The 16021-nt window shown below is 64.3% G+C and carries 19 protein-coding genes; 9 read left to right on the top strand and 10 right to left on the bottom strand.

The features are described 5' to 3' along the window. Window positions 1-3: 3 nt before the first annotated feature. From ACRQ5Q_RS14380 to fliL, 3 genes are read right to left on the bottom strand one after another with little or no spacing between them, the layout of a single operon-like run. Window positions 4-450: a DUF6468 domain-containing protein gene (locus ACRQ5Q_RS14380; protein ID WP_439369250.1), complete on the bottom strand. Its 447-nt coding sequence runs from the start codon at window positions 448-450 to the stop codon at window positions 4-6. Next, the gene (gene fliM / locus ACRQ5Q_RS14375) at window positions 447-1649 is read right to left on the bottom strand and encodes a flagellar motor switch protein FliM (protein ID WP_027560322.1); all 1203 of its coding nucleotides are present in this window, start codon (window positions 1647-1649) and stop codon (window positions 447-449) included. The genes ACRQ5Q_RS14380 and fliM overlap by 4 nt, the downstream gene beginning before the upstream one ends. 30 nt (window positions 1650-1679) lie before the next feature. Further along, on the bottom strand, window positions 1680-2180 hold the full coding sequence (gene fliL / locus ACRQ5Q_RS14370) for a flagellar basal body-associated protein FliL (protein WP_211408776.1): 501 nt from the start codon (window positions 2178-2180) through the stop codon (window positions 1680-1682). Between the two features lie 385 nt (window positions 2181-2565). Between fliL and flgF the strand changes: the two genes are divergently transcribed. From flgF to flgH, 4 genes are read left to right on the top strand one after another with little or no spacing between them, the layout of a single operon-like run. Beyond that, window positions 2566-3327: a flagellar basal-body rod protein FlgF gene (gene flgF, locus ACRQ5Q_RS14365; RefSeq protein WP_439369251.1), complete on the top strand. Its 762-nt coding sequence runs from the start codon at window positions 2566-2568 to the stop codon at window positions 3325-3327. A gap of 16 nt (window positions 3328-3343) precedes the next feature. Then, window positions 3344-4132, top strand: a complete 789-nt coding sequence (flgG, locus tag ACRQ5Q_RS14360; protein WP_439369253.1) for a flagellar basal-body rod protein FlgG — start codon at window positions 3344-3346, stop codon at window positions 4130-4132. 10 nt (window positions 4133-4142) lie between these two features. After that, complete coding sequence (flgA, locus tag ACRQ5Q_RS14355; RefSeq protein ID WP_439398448.1) at window positions 4143-5282, top strand: flagellar basal body P-ring formation chaperone FlgA; 1140 nt, start codon at window positions 4143-4145, stop codon at window positions 5280-5282. A 3-nt stretch (window positions 5283-5285) separates the two neighbouring features. Next, window positions 5286-6047: a flagellar basal body L-ring protein FlgH gene (gene flgH / locus ACRQ5Q_RS14350; protein WP_439369256.1), complete on the top strand. Its 762-nt coding sequence runs from the start codon at window positions 5286-5288 to the stop codon at window positions 6045-6047. 263 nt (window positions 6048-6310) lie between these two features. Here flgH and ACRQ5Q_RS14345 read toward each other — a convergent pair whose 3' ends face one another. The 4 genes from ACRQ5Q_RS14345 to ACRQ5Q_RS14330 form a co-directional block, all read right to left on the bottom strand. Beyond that, window positions 6311-7090, bottom strand: coding sequence for a 2-keto-4-pentenoate hydratase (locus ACRQ5Q_RS14345; RefSeq protein ID WP_439369257.1), 780 nt, complete (start codon window positions 7088-7090; stop codon window positions 6311-6313). Between the two features lie 82 nt (window positions 7091-7172). Next, the gene (locus ACRQ5Q_RS14340; RefSeq protein WP_439369258.1) at window positions 7173-7352 is read right to left on the bottom strand and encodes a hypothetical protein; all 180 of its coding nucleotides are present in this window, start codon (window positions 7350-7352) and stop codon (window positions 7173-7175) included. A gap of 387 nt (window positions 7353-7739) precedes the next feature. Beyond that, window positions 7740-8105, bottom strand: coding sequence for an RNA polymerase-binding protein DksA (gene dksA / locus ACRQ5Q_RS14335; RefSeq protein ID WP_008554760.1), 366 nt, complete (start codon window positions 8103-8105; stop codon window positions 7740-7742). A 216-nt stretch (window positions 8106-8321) separates the two neighbouring features. Continuing rightward, a complete protein-coding gene (locus tag ACRQ5Q_RS14330; RefSeq protein ID WP_439398446.1) occupies window positions 8322-8933 on the bottom strand; it encodes an NAD(P)-dependent oxidoreductase in 612 nt (203 codons plus the stop codon). A 157-nt stretch (window positions 8934-9090) separates the two neighbouring features. On the opposite strand from ACRQ5Q_RS14330, the gene ACRQ5Q_RS14325 reads away from it, so the two are divergent. Beyond that, window positions 9091-9462: a winged helix-turn-helix transcriptional regulator gene (locus ACRQ5Q_RS14325; RefSeq protein WP_026311964.1), complete on the top strand. Its 372-nt coding sequence runs from the start codon at window positions 9091-9093 to the stop codon at window positions 9460-9462. A gap of 153 nt (window positions 9463-9615) precedes the next feature. Here the strand turns inward: ACRQ5Q_RS14325 and ACRQ5Q_RS14320 are convergent, their stop codons facing one another. Next, window positions 9616-10029 (bottom strand): flagellar assembly protein FliX, encoded by a 414-nt coding sequence (locus ACRQ5Q_RS14320; protein ID WP_439398444.1) that lies wholly within the window; start codon window positions 10027-10029, stop codon window positions 9616-9618. A gap of 280 nt (window positions 10030-10309) precedes the next feature. On the opposite strand from ACRQ5Q_RS14320, the gene ACRQ5Q_RS14315 reads away from it, so the two are divergent. The 4 genes from ACRQ5Q_RS14315 to ACRQ5Q_RS14300 all read left to right on the top strand — a co-directional run bounded on the left by ACRQ5Q_RS14315 (window position 10310) and on the right by ACRQ5Q_RS14300 (window position 12839). Beyond that, window positions 10310-11434 carry a flagellar basal body P-ring protein FlgI gene (locus ACRQ5Q_RS14315; RefSeq protein ID WP_439369262.1) on the top strand — a complete coding sequence of 375 codons (1125 nt, stop codon included), beginning with the start codon at window positions 10310-10312 and terminating at the stop codon, window positions 11432-11434. Continuing rightward, complete coding sequence (gene flgJ / locus ACRQ5Q_RS14310) at window positions 11434-11808, top strand: flagellar assembly peptidoglycan hydrolase FlgJ (RefSeq protein ID WP_439369264.1); 375 nt, start codon at window positions 11434-11436, stop codon at window positions 11806-11808. The genes ACRQ5Q_RS14315 and flgJ overlap by 1 nt, the downstream gene beginning before the upstream one ends. Before the next feature lie 11 nt (window positions 11809-11819). After that, the gene (locus tag ACRQ5Q_RS14305; protein ID WP_439369265.1) at window positions 11820-12317 is read left to right on the top strand and encodes a hypothetical protein; all 498 of its coding nucleotides are present in this window, start codon (window positions 11820-11822) and stop codon (window positions 12315-12317) included. A 159-nt stretch (window positions 12318-12476) separates the two neighbouring features. Beyond that, a complete protein-coding gene (locus tag ACRQ5Q_RS14300; protein ID WP_439369266.1) occupies window positions 12477-12839 on the top strand; it encodes a hypothetical protein in 363 nt (120 codons plus the stop codon). A 133-nt stretch (window positions 12840-12972) separates the two neighbouring features. Here the strand turns inward: ACRQ5Q_RS14300 and flaF are convergent, their stop codons facing one another. Continuing rightward, window positions 12973-13341, bottom strand: a complete 369-nt coding sequence (gene flaF / locus ACRQ5Q_RS14295; protein ID WP_018642830.1) for a flagellar biosynthesis regulator FlaF — start codon at window positions 13339-13341, stop codon at window positions 12973-12975. A gap of 293 nt (window positions 13342-13634) precedes the next feature. After that, complete coding sequence (locus tag ACRQ5Q_RS14290; protein WP_439398442.1) at window positions 13635-15875, bottom strand: DUF1522 domain-containing protein; 2241 nt, start codon at window positions 15873-15875, stop codon at window positions 13635-13637. Window positions 15876-16021: the final 146 nt, after the last annotated feature.

Here is a 16021-nt window from a genome sequence, read left to right as displayed (position 1 = left end):
GCTTTATGCGGCAAGGCCGTTGGACCGCCGGCGCTCCGAGAAGGCTTCAGCTGCAGCCGCCACCGCCTTCGCCGACGACGGCTTGGCTACGGGCGCGGATACCGTTTCCGAATTGGTCACAGGCCGCGCCGCGATCGCGATCTTGGACAGGCGCCGGACCACGTTGTCGGCTTCGCCGAGCTGCTTGTAGAGCTGGTCCGACATCTGGCTCGCGGCCGCGAGCTGGCTGCCGAGGTTCTCGTTGACGTCGCGCACGGCGAGCTTCAGCCCGCCTATCGCGCGCTCGGCGATCTCGGTCGCGGTAATCAGCTCGGCGATCACCGCCTTCAGCGAATGCTCGTCCGCCTTCAGCCGCGTCAGGCGCTTGTTCAGCAGGATACAGTAGCCGATCGTGAGCATCAGCAAGATAGCCACCAGCGTCTCGATCGCCATTCCCAGGGAGTGGTTCATGGGGCCTCCATCATCTTGTTCTGCTCGTCCACCTTCTCGAACATCGCAAGTGTCGTACTTGGCTTGCGCAGGGGTTTCGTCACGCGGATCGCGACGCGGTCGCCGACCCGGCCCATGCGCCCCTCGGTCAGCGTGACGTCGCCGCAGCGCACGGTCACGTTGGCGTCGGCGCGCATGTCGAGCGGCAGCGTGTCGCCGACCTTCAGGCGCATCAGCTGCTTGAGCGGAATGTCGGCCTCGTAGAGCACGGCGTCGACGGCGATCTCGGCCTGCACAATCTCGGTGGCGAAATGGCCCTCCCAGATCGGGTCGCGGCCGAACTTTTCGCCCATGAACATCTGGAGCAGGACGCCCCGGATCGGTTCGATGGTCGCATAAGGCAGCAGCAGCTCGATGTTGCCGCCGCGGTCTTCCATGTCGATGCGCAGGCGCACCAGGATCGCGGCGTTGGCGGGACGGCTGATCGCGGCGAAGCGCGGATTGGTCTCCAGCCGGTCGATCGTGAAGGTCACGGGCGACAGCGGCCGGAACGCCTGCTCGGCATCGGCCAGCACCACCTCGACCAGGCGCTTCACCAACTCGGTCTCGATCGTGGTGTAGGGCCGGCCCTCGATCCGGAGCTGGCTGGTGCCGCGGCGGCCGCCGAGCAGCACGTCGATCATCGAGTAGATCAGGTTGGAATCGACCGTCGCCATGCCGAAGTTTTCCCACTCCTCGGCCTTGAACACCGAGAGCACGGCGGGCAGCGGGATCGAGTTCATGTAGTCGCCGAAGCGCACCGAGGTGATGCGGTCAAGCGAGACTTCGACGTTATCTGAGGTGAAGTTGCGCAAGGACGTCGTCAACAGCCGCACGAGGCGGTCGAAGACGATTTCGAGCATCGGCAGACGCTCGTAGGAGACCATCGCCGAATCGATGATCGCGCGGATGCCGCTGTGGTCGTCGAGCGTGACGTCGCCGACGGTGAAGCCGAGGAGGTTGTCGATCTCCTCCTGCGACAGCACCCGCTCGCCGGAATTCTTGCCGGTGCCGAGATCGCGGCTGCCGTCCTCGACCATGGCCGCCCATTGCAGGGCCATGGTCTCCGACAATTCGTTTTCGGCAGCGGCCTTCGCGGCCTCTGCGGGATCCTCGGAATCGAGCGACGCCTCCCATTGGGCGGCAATCGCATCCTGGTCCATTTGCTCGTTGCCGGCCATGACGCTAGCCCGTTACCTTCCGCAGCATCATCACTGGATCACGACTTCCTTGAACAGCACCGCGCTGACCTGGATCGGCGCGACCGCCGCGTTGACGCGCTTGGTCAGCTCCTCCTTGAGGCGGAAGATGCCGGCGGAGCCGTTGAGGTCGGAGGAGCGCAACTCGCGGACATAGGTCTGGAAGATGTCGGTGACACGCGGCATGGTCGGCTTGATCGCCTCGATCTGCTTCTCTTCCTTCAGCTCCAGCACGATCTTCAGCTTCAGATATTGCACGCGCTCGCCCGGCGCGCCGGCGAGGTTGACCATGATGTCGGGCACGTCGACGAAGGCGGGCGGCTTCGGCGGCGGGGCCACCTCGGCATGGTGCTCGTCGTCGCCGTGACGGAAGAAGAAGAACCAGGTCGCCGCACCGCCGCCGAGGACGGCGAGCAGTCCGACGGCCATGATGATGAGCTTGAGCTTGTTCTTCGGGGGAGCGGCTTCGGCGCCCTCGGCGGCTGCGCCGCCTTCCGCTTCATTCTCTGCCATGGTCGCCGGGCTCGCTCATCTCTTAAGGAATCGAAAGAGCGAAGCCCCCTGGCAGACGTTGACGCGATACGAATGTCCCAGCGCAATGCGCTCCTCTTGCCCGCAAACGCTACGGTAATAATGGTTAACGGTTTCTTTCGATTGGGCCCCAGCTAGGAAAAATCTGCCGGGCAAACATGGCTAACAGAACCTTCCTGCCGCCTTCCGGCACCCTCGAAAAATCATCAAATAACTGAAGTTACATACATTTTCAGGTTGGCACGGCTTTCGCTGGTAGAGGGCCGGGACCGCAGGGGTTTGGGAGAACCCAGCAGTCTCGTTCACGGGGTCGGCCAAGGCGCTTGGGAGAGCGAGGTGGCGGATCTCACTCAGGGGAGATCTTCCGATGCAGAACGCGCTTCTGATCGGCTTGTCACGGCAGATGACGTTGGAGCGGCAGATGGATGTCATCGCCAACAACGTCGCCAATGCCAACACCAACGGCTTCAAGGCCGACCATTCGCTGTTCGAGGAGTATCTCAACTCGAACGCGCGCGAGGACAATTTCATCGGCTCCGACCGCCGGGTCTCCTACGTGCAGGACCGCGGCACCTTCCGCGACGTCGGCCAGGGTCCAATGGAGCCGACCAACAACCCGCTCGACATGGCGATCACCGGCAATGCCTTTTTCGCCGTGCAGGCCAACGGGGCCGAGCGCTACACCCGCGACGGCAAGTTCACGCTCAACAGCACCGGCCAGCTCGTCACCTCCGACGGCAACCTCGTGCTCGGCACCGGCGGCCCGATCACCTTCCAGCCGACCGATCACGACATCAACGTCGCCCCCGATGGCACCGTCACCGTGCTCGAGGGCACCGCCAAGACTGACTCGATCCGCGGCAAGATCCGCATGGTCTCCTTCGACGATCCGGCCAAGCTGACCAAGCTCGGCACCAACCTCTACAGTGCGGGGTCGGCGAACCAGCAGGCCGACACCAAGTCGACCGTGCAGCAAGGCTACATCGAGAAGTCGAACGTGAACTCGGTCGGCGAGATGACCCGCATGGTCGAAGTCATGCGCAGCTACACCGCCATCGCCAATCTGCTGCAGCAGCAGAGCGACCTCCACAAATCGGCGATCGAGAAACTCGCCGACGTTCCGGCCTGATTAGGGGATCACTGACATGCAAGCGCTCCACACCGCTGCGACCGGAATGGCGGCCCAGGAACTCAACGTCCAGGTCATCTCCAACAACATCGCGAACCTCCGCACCACGGGCTTCAAGAAGCAGACCGCGGCGTTCCAGGACCTGATCTACGAACACGTGCGCCGCGTCGGCGCGCAGGCCTCGGATCAGGGCACCATCCTGCCTGTCGGCGTCGACATCGGCGGCGGCGTCAAGACCGTCGGCACACCGCGCAGCATGACGCAGGGCACGCTGTCGCAGACCGGCAACGACCTCGACCTCGCGATCTCGGGCGAAGGCTTCTTCAAGATCCTGATGCCCGACGGCACCTTCCAGTACACCCGCGACGGCACCTTCCAGATGGACAACCAGGGTCGCGTCGTCACCGCCCAGGGCAACCCGGTGCAGCCGACCATCACCATCCCGCAAAACGCCTCGGGCATCACCGTGAACGAGCAGGGCCAGGTCTCGGTCACGTTGCCGGGCTCGTCGACCTCCTCGATCATCGGCACGATCAACGTGACCCGCTTCATCAACAAGGCCGGCCTGCAGCCGGTCGGCAGCAACCAGTTCACCGAGACGCCGTCCTCGGGCCCGCCGCAGGACGGCACCGCCAACACCGAAGGCTACGGCAAGGTCACGCAAGGCAGCCTGGAGCAGGCCAATGTGGACGTCGTCTCGGAGATGAGCGACCTGATCGCGGCCCAGCGCGCCTACGAGATGAACGCCAAGGTCATCAGCGCCGCCGACCAGATGATGCAATCGACTACGGCGCTGTTCCGCTGAGGTGATGACGATGAGCCGGACCACATTCGCCACGATCTCCGCGCTCCTGTTGCTGGCCCTGCCGGCACAGGCCGCCGACGACGGCATCGCCGCGCCGACGCTGCGCGCGAACGTCACCGTGACCTCGGACGTGGTACGGGTCGGCGACCTCATCGACAATGCCGGCTCGGCCGCGCTGATCCCGGTCTACCGCTCGCCCGATCTCGGCACCACCGGTGCGTTGCCGGTCGCCCAAATCCTGGGCGTGCTGCGCGCCAAGCAGGTGATCGGCGTGATGACCGGCGACATCAGGGAAGTCCAGGTCACCCGCCTCGCCCGCACGCTCGCCAGCAGGGACCTCGAAAACGCGGTGGCCTTCGCGCTCGAGCGACGCTTCGGCCTTGGCGATGCCGCCAACATCACCGTCACCTTCGACCGCGGCGTCTCCGACATGCGGCTGGACGCCTCCAATACCGGCGCGCTGCAGCCGGTCGCCACCCGCTACGATGCGCGCAGCGGCCGTTTCGACATCGCATTCGAGATCAACAACGACAACAACCCGACGCCGACCAGGCTGCGCTTCACCGGCACCGCGATCGAGACCGTGGAAGTTGCCGTGCTGACGCGCGACATCGACCGCTCCGACATGCTGAAAGCCTCGGACATCTCGCTGGAGCGCCGGCCGAAGGCCGAGGTCGCCGGCGAGGCCGCCTCGCGCGATCGCACCATCGGCATGCAGCTGCGCCGGCCGATGCGGGCGGGCACGCCGATCCGCGTCGCCGACATCGTCAAGCCCGACTTCGTGCAGCGCGACCAGAGCGTCACCATCATCTACCAGGTGCCCGGCCTCTACCTCACCACGCGCGGCAAGGCGATCGAGAGCGGCGCCGAGGGCGACACCGTTTCCGTGCTCAACCTGCAATCCAAGCGCACGCTGACCGGGGTCGTCACCGGCCGCGGCCAGGTCACCGTGCAGGGCGCCAGCCAGTCCGCGCCGATGGCGCCGGCCGTCGAGCAAACCTCCTCGCTCAAGCGCGATGAAGCGCCCGCGCCCGTCGACACTGCAGCCCTCGTCCGCAGCCTGGTCCAGGCCCCCGCGTCGCCGGCCCAAATCGCACAAGCCCAGATCCCGCAAGCCCGCGTCTCGCAAGCTCCAGCCAAGTCAGAGTAAGTCATGTCCTCGTTCAGTTCGGCTTCCCGTCTTCGTCGCATCGCGATCTCTGCCCTGCTGCTGGCCTCTTGCGCGCTGGGCGGCTGCTCCTCGATCGATCGCCTGTCGCAGATCGGCGAGCAACCGAAATTGTCCGCGATCGACAATCCGACGACGCAGCCCGGCTACAAGCCGGTGCAGATGCCGATGCCGAAGCCGGAAGTCGCCTCCTACAATCCGAACTCGCTGTGGCGTAACGGCAGTCGCGCTTTCTTCAAGGACCAGCGCGCCCACCAGATCGGCGATCTCCTCACCGTGACCGTGAACATCACCGACAAGGCCAACATCGCCAACGAGACCCAGCGCAGCCGGACCAACTCGGAAAATTCGGGCATTACCGATTTCATCGGCGCGCAGACCATCACGCAACCGCACAAGATCCTGCCCGGCCGCATCCTCACCGCCGACTCCACCGCCGCCAGCGACGGCAAGGGCTCGGTCAACCGCACTGAAGCCCTGCAGACCAACGTCGCCGCAGTCGTCACCCAGGTGCTGCCGAACGGCAACCTCGTGGTCGAAGGCAAGCAGGAGATCCGCGTCAACTACGAAATCCGCGAACTGATCGTGGCCGGCATCGTCCGCCCCGAGGACATCCAGAGCGATAACACCATCGATTCCACCAAGATCGCGCAGGCCCGTATCGCCTATGGCGGCCGCGGCCAGATCATGGACGTGCAGCAGCCGCGCTACGGCCAGCAAGTCATGGATGTGCTGCTGCCCTTCTAAGGCTTCTTCAAGAGCTCCCACATCGTGTTCGCGAACCTAGGCGCGAACGACGGTGTACTACGCGGCCCTCGCTAGCTCCCCTGGCGAGGGCCGCACGTGTTTTGTCGTAGATGCGCACCGCGAGCCGGGCCCGCGCAATCGTAGCGATACCGGCGCCCTGCATTCCGTCATTGCGAACGCAGCGAAGCAATCCAGAATCCCTCCGCGGAACGACTCGAGATTGCTTCGTCGCAAGAGCTCCTCGCAATGACGGTGGCGAGAGCTCACTTGAACTCCGCCTCCACCACACCGAGCCCGTCCAGCTCCATCCGCACCTTGTCGCCGGCCTTCAGCCACAGCGTCTTCACCAGGCTCCCGGTGAGAACCAGCTGTCCCGCATGCAGCCCCTTGCCTTCTGCGGCGAGGTGATTGGCGAGCCAGGCGAGTGCGTTGTGGGGATGGCCGAGCACGTCGGCGCCCGTGCCGCTACTGACCTCCTCGCCGTTGACGATGGCGCGGCCCTTGACCGCTTTCAGGTCCGGCACCGACGACCGCGGCACCGAGGGACCCAGCACGCAGCCAGCGGCGAAGAAGTCGTCGGCGATCAGCGTCGGCGCGCCAATCGTCTCCCACTTCACGTAGCGGTCGTCGACGATCTCGATCGCAGGATGGTAGGACTCGACCGCCTCGCCGACCCATTCCGCCGTGAACGGCGCCTCGCCGGCGGCGAGGTCGCGCTTGAGCCGCACCGCGATCTCGCATTCGACGCCGACCCGGACATATTTGGAGGCCTGGAGCTTCGCACCGCTGTCGTGGATGCCCTTCTGGAACACGCCGCCCCCGCACGGGTGCGGAATGCCGATATAGTCCTGCATCACCTGGCTGGTGCAGCCGATCTTGTAGCCGACGAGCGGCCCGACATAGGGCAGCAGCAGATCGTGCAACGCGCGCTGGACCTGGTAGCCCTCGGCCTCGTCGGCCGGCGGAACCTCGAGGGCCGCAAGCGGCGCATGGTTGCGGCGCGCCAGCGCGATCGCCTTTGCGGCTTCGAGAATCTTGTCCATCGGCGCCGCCTCCCGCGCTATGCAAATCCAGGACGGCACTTCAGCATCCCCGCCCCGGCCTGACAAGCGCGGGCGGCGGACCTTACGGCTTGAGAAGGCCAAGCCAGACCAGGCTCTCGGCGGTCGCAAGGATCGCCTCCTCGTTGCTACGCACCTGCCAGCCGAGCAGCGACCGCGCCTTGACGCTGGTGGAATGCCCGACACGCCCGAGCATCGGCACGACGGCGGGCAGCAGCCGAATCGGGCTCGCGGCCAGCCGCACCAGCCAGTCCGGCGCCTGGAGCCGCGGAACCCGGCGGTTAACGAAATATTGAGCTGGTCGAGGCGCTATGGGGATGCGCGCCTCGTGGCGTCGCGCGAGGTTGATTGCAGCACTGCTTGATGCAGCTCGATCAGCCGCTCAGCATCAGGGGCGATCTCGTTGATGCGACTCGCAATACCTTCCCACACCTGAAGCGAAAGTCGATTCTCCTCCGATCTCACGTGAGATCGGAGGAATCGACTCTAGCTCATTGATCGCGATTCACTTTTCGCGATTGCGCTCACGCGTTGATGCGGGCGGCGGCAAGCGACAGGCAAAATGCCGGACATGGCGCGAAATGGCGCCTCGCGTCCAAAAACAAAGAGCCGCATCTCTGCGGCTCGGACCTTATTCGTCGCGATAAACCTTCTCGCGTTTCTCGTGGCGCTCCTGCGCTTCCACCGAGAGCGTTGCGATGGGCCGGGCTTCGAGCCGCTTCAACGAGATTGGCTCGCCGGTGTCCTCGCAATAGCCGTAGGTGTTGTCCTCGATCCGCTGGAGCGCGGCGTCGATCTTGGCGATCAACTTGCGCTGGCGGTCGCGGGCACGGAGTTCGATGGCGCGGTCGGTTTCGGACGATGCCCGATCAGCGAGATCGGGGTGGTTGACGTTCTCCTCCTGCAGGGCTTGCAGGGTGAGCTTGGACTCTTTGAGGATCTCATCCTTCCAGGCAAGGAGCTTCAAACGGAAGTACTCCTTCTGCCGGTCGTTCATGAAAGGCTCTTTTTCGGTCGGTCGGTAGTTTTTCAACTTTTCCAAGGGCGGCCTATCTGTCTAAGCAACGACTCGCAAACGGAACGGGGTCCGTTGAGCGGGGCGTTATATAGCGGCCTCCCGTGACAGACAATATTTCCTTAATCACTCGGTTACCGCCCCCAAACCCTTGCACAGGAAGGTTTATCCGCAAAGGGGCCGGGGGCGGCCGAAGGCCTAGTACCCGACCGTGAAACGCTGCTTCAGATGGGACGGCTTCTCGATCTCATCGACCAGCGCAATGGCGTAGTCGGCGAAACTGATCCAGCTCTTGCCGTTCGCATCTGCGAGAAGCTGGTCGGTCCCAAGCCGGAACTTGCCGGTGTGTTCCCCCTCGATGAACAGCGCCGACGGCGAGATGAAGGTCCAGTTCAGGTCCTTTTCCTGACGCAGCAGATCCAGAAAGGCGGAACCCGCCTCCGCCTCGGCCTTGTATTGGGCCGGAAAACCGGGAGTTGTGACCAGCTTCACGCCGGGGGCGACTTCGAGGCTGCCGGCTCCGCCGACGACGAGGTAACGACCCACCCCGGACGCCTTGGCAGCGCCGAGCAGCTTCTGCGGGTCACTGGCCAGGAAGTGGACGGAACTCACGGCGACGTCGTGGCCGGCCCACAGCTTGGTCAAGCCCGGCTGGTCGAGCACGTCACCCTTGGTCGGCGTGACGTTCGGCAGGGCCGCGATCTTCTCCGGGTTCCGGGCGATGGCGGTGACGCTATGGCCGCGGCGCGACAGCTCCCTGGTGATTTCCGATCCGGCCCGGCCCGAGGCGCCGGCGACTGCGATTTTCATTGGAAGGCTCCTTTGCTCCTCTAGTAACTAGTGGTGACTAGATATCGCAAAGAATGCTAGTGTTAAGAGAGCACTTTGTGCTTACCTGATTACGCTGAAGTGACCGCCGCAACGAAATCGCCGCGCGCAGGCGGCTGGAATGGATCGAGGACCCAAGATGAAGCCCGACGTCTATGCAGCGAATTGCCCCACGCGCCAGATCCTCGACCGCGTCGGCGACAAATGGGCGGTGCTGATCCTCTTGCTGCTGCGCGAAGAGCCAATGCGCTTCAATCAGTTGCGCCGCACGATCGAAGGTATTTCGCAGAAGATGCTGAGCCAGGTTCTCAAGTCGCTGGAACGCGACGGATTGATCAAGCGCCGCGCCATCGCGACCGTGCCTGTGACGGTGGAGTATTCGATCACGCAGCTCGGGCTGACGCTCGCCGCCGCCGTCGATCCCCTGCGCGATTGGGCCGAACAGAATCTGAAAGACGTGCTCGCCGCCCAGCGCCGCTACGACGCGCAACTGAAGGAAGAGGCGGCGTAAGGCACAAGCGATAGCGTAGCTTGCCAACCCAACGTTGGTGTCGTGCCCCGGCTTGACCGTGGCATCCGGTACGCCGCGGCCTCTTGGTTCAACAACGACTGTCTCTGGAATACTGGGTCGCCCGCTCAAGCCGGGCGAGGACAGTCCGCTTGACTAGGCCTGCCCCGCCTTCGCCAGTTCGACCTCGACGCGCAGCTCGATCTCCGAGAGCACGGAGTCCAGTCCGGGATCGCCCGAGGACGATTTCAGGTTCGCCGCGGCGTCGCGCAGCCGCATCACGGTCGAGGCGTCGAGATTGCCGGACAAGAGTCCCATCTTGAGCTCGTCGAGCACGTCGAGCGCGGTCCTGCCGCGGGCGACCGAGCGCTTGCGGCGCTCGACCGGATCCTCCTCGACACCTTGCAGCGCAAGCAGCGCGTCGATGTTGGCGGCGGCCTTCGGTGCAGCGGCGCTCCGCGTCTCCTGCGCCGACGAAGTGTCGGGCAGCACGAAGGAGCCCGCGCCGGTCCGTCTGGCCTGGCTGGCCGGCGTTCCAAGCGTGGTGCCGTTCGGTCCGTAGATGCGCATCGGAAGCAATCCGGGTGATCGATGCGCCACATTCGCCGTTTTATGGTTAACGCTGCGTAAACGGCCCGGCAAAATCTGCCGACGGGCGGCAGTTTCGCTCCTGAAGGCGAACGCCCGCTGACACCGGTCGAAACAGGTTTATTCAACCTATTCAATCATCTAACCCCTCTGCCCAGGTTGGCACAGCGCTCGCAAGGAAAGCGCCGGACCGGCTCGTCATGGGAGTGTCGTGCAGGTCTTCGATTTGAGGAGGCTCTTTGGAAGCCTTGGGGAGCAGAGGATGCCAGCCGTTCGTTGGGTGAGGATTGTTGGGGCGGCCTGCGCCGCGCTGTCGGCGCTGGCGTTGTCGGTCAATTCGGCGGCTGCGACCTCGCGCATCAAGGACCTCGCCAATATCGAAGGCGTGCGGCAGAACCAGCTCATCGGCTACGGCCTCGTCGTCGGCCTCAACGGCACCGGCGACACGCTCAACAACATCCCCTTCACCAAGCAGTCGCTGCAGGCGATGCTCGAGCGCATGGGCGTCAACATCCGCGGCGCCACCATCCGCACCGGCAACGTCGCTGCCGTGATGGTGACAGGCAATCTGCCGGCCTTCGCCACCCAGGGCACGCGCATGGACGTCACGGTGTCCGCGCTCGGCGATGCCAAGAACCTGCAGGGCGGCACCCTGCTTGTCACTCCCCTCCTCGGCGCCGACGGCAACGTCTATGCGGTGGCGCAGGGCTCGCTCGCGATCTCCGGCTTCCAGGCCGAGGGTGAGGCGGCCAAGATCGTTCGCGGCGTCCCGACGGTGGGGCGCATCGCCAACGGCGCCATCATCGAGCGCGAGATCGAGTTTGCGCTCAATCGCCTGCCGAACGTGCGCCTCGCGCTGCGCAACGCCGACTTCACCACCGCCAAGCGCATCGCGGCGGCGGTGAACGACTATCTCGGCGTCAAGACGGCCGAGCCGATCGATCCCTCAACGGTGCAGCTGTCGATCCCGCCGGAGTTCAAGGGCAACGTCGTCGCCTTCCTCACCGAGATCGAGCAGCTCCAGGTCGACCCTGATCTGGCCGCCAAGATCATCATCGACGAGCGCAGCGGCATCATCGTGATGGGTCGCGACGTCCGCGTCGCCACCGTCGCGGTGGCGCAAGGTAACCTCACCGTCACGATTTCCGAGAGCCCGCAGGTGAGCCAGCCCAATCCGCTGTCGCGCGGCCGCACCGTGGTCGCACCGCGCAGCAGCGTCAGCGTCACCGAGGACGGCAAGAAGCTGGCGCTGGTCAAGGACGGCGTCTCGCTCCAGCAGCTCGTCGATGGCCTCAACGGCCTCGGCATCGGCCCCCGCGACATGATCAGCATCCTCCAGGCGATCAAGGCTGCCGGGGCGATCGAAGCCGACATCGAGGTGATGTGATGCAGACGAGCACGATCAATACCCCGCACCTCACGACGTACTCGCCGACCTTCTCGGTCGAGAGCCGCAACGGCCGACCCGACTTCGAGCTCGCGGCGGCCCTGCAGAAGGTCGCGCCGCAGCAACAAGCCAAGGCGCAGAAGACCGCCACCGACTTCGAAGCGATGTTCCTCAACAGCATGTTCTCGCAGATGACCTCTAGCCTGAAGGGCGATGGTCCATTCGGCAGCACGCCCGGTACCGGCGTGTGGCGCTCGATGCTGACCGAGCAATATTCCAAGAACTTCGCCAGTGCCGGTGGCGTCGGTGTCGCCCGCGACGTCTATCGCACCCTGATCATCCAGCAGGCGAAAGCCACGCTCCGTACGGCATAAGGTCCAACGAGATGAACCAGTTCAACGCCTCACGTCAGCCGATGCAAGCGCAGCGCCCGAACACCGCACCCGGCAGTGCCGAGGCGCGCAAGCTCGCGGAAGATCTGATGGATGCGATGAGCGCGTTGCTCAGCCTGATCGAGCGCGAGACCGAGCTGGTGCGCGCCGGCAACGTCCGCGAGGCCATGACGCTGGAGAGCAGGAAGCAGGAGCTCTCGCGAAACTACGTTGGCGCTGTAAGCCAGCTGAAGGCGAACCAGGCCCAGCTCGCGAAATCCGCGCCCGAGCTGCTCTCGACGCTGCATCGGCACCACGATGCATTCCGCGCGATGCTCCAGGTCAACCTCACCGTGCTCGCGACCGCGCATGCGGTCTCCGAAAGCGTCGTGCGCGGCGTCAATGCCGAGATCCAGAAGCGCAACGTACCGAATACCTATACTGCCGCCGGACGTCGCGCGGCTCCCGGCCCGCGCCACATCACCCCGCTCGCGCTCAGCCGCTCGCTCTGAGCGCACGCAAAAGCTGACTACAATTTGACGAAAAACCGCGCGACGTTGTCGTCGCGTGGTTAGGCACGTTTCCTTACCGGGTCTTCAGTCCTGGTGTTCCATGGTTGCGCATTGAGAGGGGTTGGGATTTGACTCACGTAGGGCAACCAGGAGGCTGCCATGAGTACAGATTTCAGCATCAGGCCGGTGGGGATCCCGGCCCCCGTGCAGATCGTAACGACGTCGAATTCGGCGGCGAACGAAGCCGTGCAAACGGATTTGCCCGTGAGCCAGACGGTCGCCGCGAGCGATACCAGCGCGCCCGTCCGCAACGATTTGCCGAACAACAACGAAAACATCTCGCGGCAGGTCGTGTTCGACCAGGCAGCCGCATCGTTCGTTTTCCAGGTCGTCAACGACAAGACCGACGCGGTGGTGAACCAATTCCCCGACGAGGCGATGCTGCGCCGGCGCGCCTATTTTCATGCGGAGGACTTGAAGTCCAAGCCCGCGCGTCCACTGAACACGGACCTCAGCGCCTGACGATCAGGTGTCGAGCGAGGTGACGGTGTTGGGCGCACCGGCGCGCTTCATAGCCAAGCTGCCTGCGAAATCCCGATGCCGGACTAATAGGCTGTCCGCGAGCCGCTCGCGAAGTCGGCCGTGACGGATCTCATCACGGACGGCCGGACAGACCCGCAGCGATGTTCCGGTTGATCTCGATCAGCGGACGGAAGTGATCGAACTGCGGGCTCATCTGCAGCGCCGCGGTCTGGCTCAATACGAACACACTGATGTTGGCGATCTTCTGCCGGACGTCGATCGGCTGCGGATTGCTGTCGCGCATGGCTTCGCTCAGGAAGATCGTCCAGAGCTTGCGATTGAACATCAGCGCCTGCATCGTCTGCTCACTGAGCGGATCGGCATTGTTCACCGCATCCTGGAGCTTGTTGGCGGCCTTGAGCAGAGTCTGCGCCTCGATGTCGCGAGGAGATGCGGTGGTCGTTGCGACACGCGCATAGGCCGAGGCAGCGGAATTCGACATCAATCACACCCTGGAAGTTTACCTAGCACGTTGAAAGCGCTTAAGGATTTCTTTCCCAACCCTAGGCAGCACCGCTTAAGATTTGCTTACGTGTGTGCTTGGAAGCCCTCCGGACTACTACGGGTCGCGGAGTTTCTTCGTCAGCGCAAACGCTAGATGCACGCACGCGCGATGTAAACTCGCCTGACATGATGCGCGTCGATCTCAGCTAATGTCTTAGCGATCTCCCTCAAAGGAACAGCGGAGCGTTAGCTCCGCCGCGCTATCCTCATCAGTGATCTTGCGCTATGAAACTAGCGCAGCAGCTGCAGCACGCTCTGCTGCGACTGGTTGGCCAGCGACAGCGCGGAGACCGCGATCGACTGGCGGGTCGAGAGCGCCTGGCTGTTGGCCGCTTCCTCGTTGGTGTCGGCGAGCGTCAGGTTGGACGAGCCGGTTTGCAGCACGTTGATCAGGTTCTTCGAGAAGTCCTGGCGCACCTGCACGATCGAGAGGTTCGAGCCGAGCGCCGAGCCTTCCGAGCGCAGCGTGCTCGAGGCCGCATTCAGGCTCGCCAGCACCTTGTTCGTGGCACCATTGTCGATGAAGTCGACGCCGTTGACGAGGTTGCTGAGGCCGAGGCCGGCCGCGTTGAACACCACGCCGTTGATGCTGAGCGTCGAGCTGCCGGTCTCGTTGAAGACCAGCTTCAGCGTGTCGCCGTTGAGCAGGTTGACTCCGTTGAACGAGGCGTCCTGCGATGTGGTGTCGATCTGCGCCAGGATATTGTTGAACTGGTTGACCAGATTGGAGCGCGCCGTCTGCGCCACGGGATCCTGGATCGGCGGCTGCGCGGTGGTGAAGGCAACCGTGCTGGTGATCGTGCCGCCGACGACACCGCCAGCAGTCACCGAGCCGAGCGTCGAAGAGGCGTATTCGTTGACGGTGGTGATCGTGAGCACGCCGTTGGCGTCGATCGTCGCCGTCAGGTGGTTGGCCTGAAGCTGGTTGTTGAGCTGGTCGAGCGTCTTGACCGTGCCGTTGGTGCCGTCGCCGAAGGTGACGTTGACGGGCTTGCCGCCGTTGAAGGAGGTGAAGGTCAGCGTCTTGCCGGAAATGCTGCCGGGACCCGGCGCGCGGCCTGCGGTAAAGGCGGTACCCGTGCCGGTGGGACCGGTCAGCCCGAACGCGGACAGCGCGTTGCCCGTTCCGGTGATCGACAGATCGGCGGTGGTGCCGGTACTGAGCTTGAGCGCACCATTGACGACCGAGGACAGCGACGAACCGCTCGCCGCGACCACGGCGCCGGCGCTGACGATGCCGGCGCCCGAGGCCAGGTCGACCGCGTTGAGCGAATCCTGAACGGTTGCGCCCTGGAGATAGACGATGGAGTTGCCGTTGTTGTCGGTGACGATGTTGCCGATCTTGGTCGACCCCGTCGGAGCGGCAGCAGGGACGGCGGCGTTCTTGAACGTGACCGTCTTGCCGTCGACGTTGAGCGTGGAGCCGTCCTGAACGAGCGTGCCCAGCGTAGCTGGGGCGGTCAGACGCGCCTTGGTCACGTTGACATTGCCGGAGCCGGTCGCGGTGGTCAGGCCCAGCGCCTTGAGGAAGTCGGCCTTGCCCGTGATGCTGAGATCGGCGCCGGTGCCGGTGGTGAGGGTGAGCTGGCCGCCGGCGATGGCGGCGTTGGCGCCCGAGGAGTTCGACAGCGTTGCGGTGCCGCCCGTGATCGCCGCGGTTTGCACGCCGCTAGCAAGATCGATCGCGTCCATCACGTCCTGGACGGTCGCAGCCGGAGCGGCGTTTGTTCCGAGGTAAACCGTGGAGTTGCCATTGCCGTCGGTCACAACGTTGTTGTTCTTGCCGGAACCGGCTGGAACGTTGGCGACCGCAGGCGCGGCCCCCGCCCTGAAGGTGATGGTCTTGCCGTCGACAATCAGCACATCGCCGTCGGACGGCGCACCGTTCGCCGCGATCGTGGTGGCGCTCGGCGTACCGAGCAACTTGAGATTGGCCGCAAGACTAGCCGCGTTACCGGCGCCGTCGGGAGCGGCATTACCGGTCAGGGATTGCGAAATGCCACCGAGCGTGGTCGCGCCGGTGATCGGAGTCGTACCGCCGGCGGTGCCGTTGGTAACGACATTGCCGGTCGCCGTTGCATAGGTATAGCTGGTGGTGCCGCGCAGATCCGCCGGCGTCGCGCCGGGGATCGTGGTCGAGATGTTCGACTTGGTCGAGTAGCCGACCGTGGTCTGGAGCGCCTGGTTGGCGATCGACTTGGCGCTGTCGATCAGCTTTTGCAGCGAGGTGATGCCGGTGTTGGCGGCCTGGAGCACCTGGACGCCGTTGTTGATGCCATCAAGCAGGTTGCTGATGTCGCTCGCCCGGTTGTCCAGCCCCTGCGCGGTGAAGAAGTTGGTCGGATTGTCCAGCGCCGTGTTCACCTTCTTGCCGGTCGAGAGACGCGACTGGGTGGTGGCGAGCAGGTCGGCCGTTGATTGCAGCGACAACAGGTTCTGGCGAACTGACGCCGAGAGAACGATGTTGGACATTGGCGGTCTTCCTTTTGAACCGTAAACGAATCGGGCTCGCCGATCTGGAAAGCGGGCTTTTGTCGAGTTTTAGGGGCTGTCCTTTAAAGTATGGTTAACGACGACTTAAGGGAAAGGGTTAATGCCGGGTTAGCGCCCTCCCCGCA

The organism is Bradyrhizobium sp. PMVTL-01 (assembly GCF_051861855.1).
Lineage (GTDB): Bacteria > Pseudomonadota > Alphaproteobacteria > Rhizobiales > Xanthobacteraceae > Bradyrhizobium.
The sequence above is the reverse complement of the archived record's forward strand: the minus strand, read 5'-3'. Positions and strand labels throughout refer to the sequence as shown.

Excerpts from the sequence above, each read along its gene's own strand:
- ACRQ5Q_RS14305 (WP_439369265.1), top strand. The coding sequence starts at position 11,820 with ATGAACCAGTTCAACGCCTCACGTCAGCCGATGCAAGCGCAGCGCCCG.
- flgG (WP_439369253.1), top strand. The coding sequence starts at position 3,344 with ATGCAAGCGCTCCACACCGCTGCGACCGGAATGGCGGCCCAGGAACTC.
- fliM (WP_027560322.1), bottom strand. The coding sequence starts at position 1,649 with ATGGCCGGCAACGAGCAAATGGACCAGGATGCGATTGCCGCCCAATGG.
- flgA (WP_439398448.1), top strand. The coding sequence starts at position 4,143 with ATGAGCCGGACCACATTCGCCACGATCTCCGCGCTCCTGTTGCTGGCC.
- ACRQ5Q_RS14380 (WP_439369250.1), bottom strand. The coding sequence starts at position 450 with ATGAACCACTCCCTGGGAATGGCGATCGAGACGCTGGTGGCTATCTTG.
- ACRQ5Q_RS14325 (WP_026311964.1), top strand. The coding sequence starts at position 9,091 with ATGAAGCCCGACGTCTATGCAGCGAATTGCCCCACGCGCCAGATCCTC.
- ACRQ5Q_RS14300 (WP_439369266.1), top strand. The coding sequence starts at position 12,477 with ATGAGTACAGATTTCAGCATCAGGCCGGTGGGGATCCCGGCCCCCGTG.
- ACRQ5Q_RS14315 (WP_439369262.1), top strand. The coding sequence starts at position 10,310 with ATGCCAGCCGTTCGTTGGGTGAGGATTGTTGGGGCGGCCTGCGCCGCG.
- dksA (WP_008554760.1), bottom strand. The coding sequence starts at position 8,105 with ATGAACGACCGGCAGAAGGAGTACTTCCGTTTGAAGCTCCTTGCCTGG.
- fliL (WP_211408776.1), bottom strand. The coding sequence starts at position 2,180 with ATGGCAGAGAATGAAGCGGAAGGCGGCGCAGCCGCCGAGGGCGCCGAA.
- ACRQ5Q_RS14320 (WP_439398444.1), bottom strand. The coding sequence starts at position 10,029 with ATGCGCATCTACGGACCGAACGGCACCACGCTTGGAACGCCGGCCAGC.
- flgF (WP_439369251.1), top strand. The coding sequence starts at position 2,566 with ATGCAGAACGCGCTTCTGATCGGCTTGTCACGGCAGATGACGTTGGAG.
- flaF (WP_018642830.1), bottom strand. The coding sequence starts at position 13,341 with ATGTCGAATTCCGCTGCCTCGGCCTATGCGCGTGTCGCAACGACCACC.
- ACRQ5Q_RS14345 (WP_439369257.1), bottom strand. The coding sequence starts at position 7,090 with ATGGACAAGATTCTCGAAGCCGCAAAGGCGATCGCGCTGGCGCGCCGC.
- ACRQ5Q_RS14290 (WP_439398442.1), bottom strand. The coding sequence starts at position 15,875 with ATGTCCAACATCGTTCTCTCGGCGTCAGTTCGCCAGAACCTGTTGTCG.
- flgH (WP_439369256.1), top strand. The coding sequence starts at position 5,286 with ATGTCCTCGTTCAGTTCGGCTTCCCGTCTTCGTCGCATCGCGATCTCT.
- flgJ (WP_439369264.1), top strand. The coding sequence starts at position 11,434 with ATGCAGACGAGCACGATCAATACCCCGCACCTCACGACGTACTCGCCG.
- ACRQ5Q_RS14330 (WP_439398446.1), bottom strand. The coding sequence starts at position 8,933 with ATGAAAATCGCAGTCGCCGGCGCCTCGGGCCGGGCCGGATCGGAAATC.